This is a genomic window from Micromonospora sp. NPDC049799, from assembly GCF_040656655.1.
In the GTDB taxonomy this organism is placed as follows: Bacteria; Actinomycetota; Actinomycetes; order Mycobacteriales; family Micromonosporaceae; genus Micromonospora.
The window spans coordinates 1-4012 of record NZ_JBFAMU010000452.1; the positions used below are offsets into that span (position 1 = coordinate 1).

Annotated in this window: 3 protein-coding genes; all 3 read right to left on the reverse strand. The window is 71.6% G+C overall.

Translation table 11 applies throughout. The annotated features are described in order from the left end of the window. A partial coding sequence (locus AB0I76_RS24255) for a twin-arginine translocation signal domain-containing protein (RefSeq protein ID WP_357039647.1) occupies positions 1-119 on the reverse strand: 119 nt, incomplete at its 3' end. Between the two features lie 192 nt (positions 120-311). Next, a complete protein-coding gene (gene uvrA / locus AB0I76_RS24260) occupies positions 312-3254 on the reverse strand; it encodes an excinuclease ABC subunit UvrA (RefSeq protein ID WP_357039641.1) in 2943 nt (980 codons plus the stop codon). Positions 3255-3447: 193 nt separating this feature from the next. Continuing rightward, positions 3448-4012 (reverse strand): ribosome small subunit-dependent GTPase A (gene rsgA, locus AB0I76_RS24265; RefSeq protein ID WP_357039644.1); only part of this gene is annotated, 565 nt, incomplete at its 5' end.

Genomic DNA, 4012 nt, shown 5'->3' on the forward strand with positions numbered 1-4012 from the left:
CCGGAGTCGTCGCCGCCCCAGGCGGCCAGGACCACCGCCGCACCGACGGCGCCCGCGCCGGCGAGCAACGCGCGGCGGGTCTGCGTGCCCGGTCCGGTCAGCACGTGGTCGTCACTCATGCCTCGCCTCTCTCTCGGCTGCCGCCATCCGTCATGATCGGTGGCCACACTCGGGTACACGCACCACTGTGCCCGACGGTTCAGCCGGTCGGCGGCCAACCGGGGCCTCCGAGTCGGACCGGACCCAGCCCATGACGGCCCGCCCGGTCCGTCGCCGTCCGGGCGGGCCGTCATGGGCTGGGCCACACACCGTCAGCGGGCGGCGACCGCCACCTTGCGGGACGTACGCGGCTTCGCGCCGTTGGCCTTGGCCGCGCGGGAGGTGGCCGCGGCGGCACCCTTCGGCTCGCCGTCGAGCTTGAGCACCTGGCGCAGGAACTCGCCGGTGTGGCTCTCGGCCACCTCGGCGACCTCCTCCGGCGTGCCGGTGGCGAGCACCGTCCCACCCCGGTGACCGCCCTCCGGACCCATGTCGATGATCCAGTCGGCGGTCTTGATGACGTCGAGGTTGTGCTCGATCGTGATCACGGTGTTGCCCTTGTCGACCAGACCCTCCAGCACCATCAGCAGCTTGCGGATGTCCTCGAAGTGCAGGCCGGTGGTGGGCTCGTCGAGCACGTAGACGGTGCGGCCGGTGGAGCGCTTCTGCAGCTCGGAGGCGAGCTTGACCCGCTGCGCCTCACCGCCGGACAGGGTCGGCGCCGGCTGGCCGAGCCGGACGTAGCCGAGGCCGACGTCGACCAGCGTCTTCAGATGCCGGTGGATGGCCGGGATCGCCGAGAAGAACTCGGCGGCCTCCTCGATGGGCATCTCCAGCACGTCGGAGACGGTCTTGCCCTTGTAGTGGACCTCCAGGGTCTCCCGGTTGTAGCGGGCGCCCTTGCAGACCTCGCAGGGCACGTAGACGTCCGGGAGGAAGTTCATCTCGATCTTGATCGTGCCGTCGCCGGAGCACGCCTCGCAGCGGCCACCCTTGACGTTGAACGAGAACCGGCCGGGGCCGTACCCGCGGACCTTGGCCTCGGTGGTCTCCGCGAACAGCTTGCGGACGTGGTCCCAGACGCCGGTGTAGGTGGCCGGGTTGGAGCGGGGCGTACGACCGATCGGCGACTGGTCGACCCCGACGACCTTGTCCACGTGCTCCAGCCCGGAGACGCGGGTGTGCCGGCCGGGGACCAGCCGGGCACCGTTGATCTGGTTGGCCAGCACCGCGTACAGGATGTCGTTGACCAGCGTCGACTTGCCGGAGCCGCTGACCCCGGTCACCGCGATGAGCTGCCCGAGGGGGAACGACACGGTGAGGTTGCGCAGGTTGTGCTCCCGCGCCCCGTGCACCACCAGCTCGCGCTCCGGCGTGTGCGGACGGCGCTGCGGCGGTGTCGGGATCGTCCTGCGGCCGGACAGGTACGCCCCGGTCACCGACTCCGCGTTCTCCAGCAGGGCCGGCACGGAGCCGCTGTGCACGATGCGCCCGCCGTGCTCGCCGGCCCCCGGGCCGATGTCGACGATCCAGTCGGCCACCCGGATCGTGTCCTCGTCGTGTTCGACGACGATGAGGGTGTTGCCCAGACCGCGCAGGCGCAGCAGCGTCTCGATCAGCCGGTGGTTGTCCCGCTGGTGCAGCCCGATCGAGGGCTCGTCGAGCACGTAGAGCACGCCGACCAGACCGGAGCCGATCTGGGTGGCGAGGCGGATGCGCTGCGCCTCGCCGCCGGAGAGGGTGCCGGCCGGCCGGTCCAGGGACAGGTAGTCCAGACCGACGTCGAGCAGGAACTTGAGGCGGGCGTTGATCTCCTTGAGCACCCGCTCGGCGATCATCTTCTGCCGGTCGGTCAACTCGATGCCGGCGAGCAGGTCGGCGGCCTCGCCGACGGACAGGTTGCAGACCTCGGCGATGCTCCGGCCGGCGAGGGTGACCGCGAGCACCTCGGGCTTGAGCCGGGCGCCGCCGCAGGCCGCGCAGGGAACGTCCCGCATGTAGCCCTCGTACTTCTCCCGCGACCACTCCGACTCGGTGTCGGAGTGCCGCCGCTCGATCCACTGCACCACGCCCTCGAAGCCGGTGTAGTAGGAGCGCTCGCGGCCGTACTTGTTGCGGTAGCGCACGTGCACCTGGTCACCGGAGCCGTGCAGGATCGTCTTCTGCGCCCGGGAGGGCAGCGCCCGCCACGGGGTGTCGATGTCGAAGTGCTCGGCCTCGCCGAGGGCCTCCAGCAGGCGGAGGAAGTATTCCAGGTTGTGGCCGGTCGACCAGGGCTGGATCGCCCCCTCGCGCAGGGTGCGCTCGGGGTCGGGGACGATCAGCTCCGCGTCGACCTCCTTCTTGGTGCCCAGGCCGGTGCACTCCGGGCAGGCGCCGTAGGGCGCGTTGAAGGAGAAGACCCGGGGCTCCAGGTCCTCGATGGCGAGCGGGTGGTCGTTGGGGCACGCGAGGTGCTCGGAGTAGCGCCGCTCCCGCTCGGGGTCGTCCTCGGCGAGGTCGACGAAGTCGAGCAGGACGAGGCCGCCGGAGAGCCCGAGCGCGGCCTCGACCGAGTCGGTCAGCCGCTGCTTCGCGCTGGCCTTGACGGTGAGCCGGTCGATCACCACCTCGATGGTGTGCTTCTCCTGCTTCTTGAGCTTCGGCGGCTCGGTCAGCGGGTGCACCACGCCGTCGACCCGGGCACGGGCGTAGCCCTTGGCCTGGAGCTCGGCGAACAGGTCGACGTACTCGCCCTTGCGGCCCCGGACGACCGGGGCGAGCACCATGAACTTCGTGCCCTCGGTCATCGCCAGGACCCGGTCGACGATCTGCTGCGGGCTCTGCTTGGAGATCTTCTCGCCGCAGACCGGGCAGTGCGGCTCGCCGATCCGGGCGAAGAGCAGCCGGAGGAAGTCGTAGACCTCGGTGATGGTGCCCACCGTCGAGCGCGGGTTGCGCGAGGTGGACTTCTGGTCGATGGAGACCGCCGGGCTGAGGCCCTCGATGAAGTCGACGTCCGGCTTGTCCATCTGACCGAGGAACTGCCGGGCGTACGACGACAGCGACTCGACGTACCGCCGCTGCCCCTCGGCGAAGATCGTGTCGAAGGCCAGGCTCGACTTGCCCGACCCGGAGAGCCCGGTGAAGACGATCAGGGCGTCCCGGGGCAGGTCGAGACTGACGTCACGCAGGTTGTGCTCGCGCGCGCCACGGATGATCAGTCGGTCGGCCACTGTCCGTGTACTCCCGGGTGAAGAAGATGAGGAGGATCTGTCCGCTCCGGGCGGGTCTGCGCCGTCCCCGAGCGGTCGTGCGGGCGCGGAGAATGCGCCTCGGCAACTCTAGCCCCGAGGTACGACACTTTCCCGCGCCCGCACATTCCCCCAGCTCAGCCCGCTGTCGTGGGGCACCGGGCCGGTCGACTGCTCAGAATCCCCCGGAAGTCGGCGGCGCCGCCGGACGGGCTGTCCGTCGCCGGCCGCCCCGCCACCCGCCCCGCCGCTCGGCGGCCAGCCGGGTCTCCCGGCGTCGGCTCTCGTAGGCCACCTCGCGCTGCAACCGGCGCCAGCTCTCCCAGCGCCGGTGCGACAACTCCCCGTGGTCCAGGGCGTCCCGCACCGCGCAGGCCGGTTCCCCGTCGTGCCCGCAGTCGGCGTACCGGCATCCGGTGGCGAGTTCGGCGATGTCGGCGAAGGCCCGGTCCAGGCCGGCCGAGCCGTCGAGCAGGCCGACCGCCCGTACGCCCGGGGTGTCCAGCACCGCTCCCCCGCCCGGCACCGCGACGAGGGCGCGGAAGGTGGTGGTGTGGCGTCCCTTGCCGTCGACCCGGCGGATCGCCTGCGTGGGCATGACCAGCGCGCCCGCCAGCGCGTTGACCAGGCTCGACTTGCCGGCCCCGGACGGACCGAGCAGCCCCAGGGTGCGGCCCGGCGCGACCAGCGCGCGCAGCGGGTCCAGCCCGGTGCCGCACTCGGCGCTGACCGGCAGCACC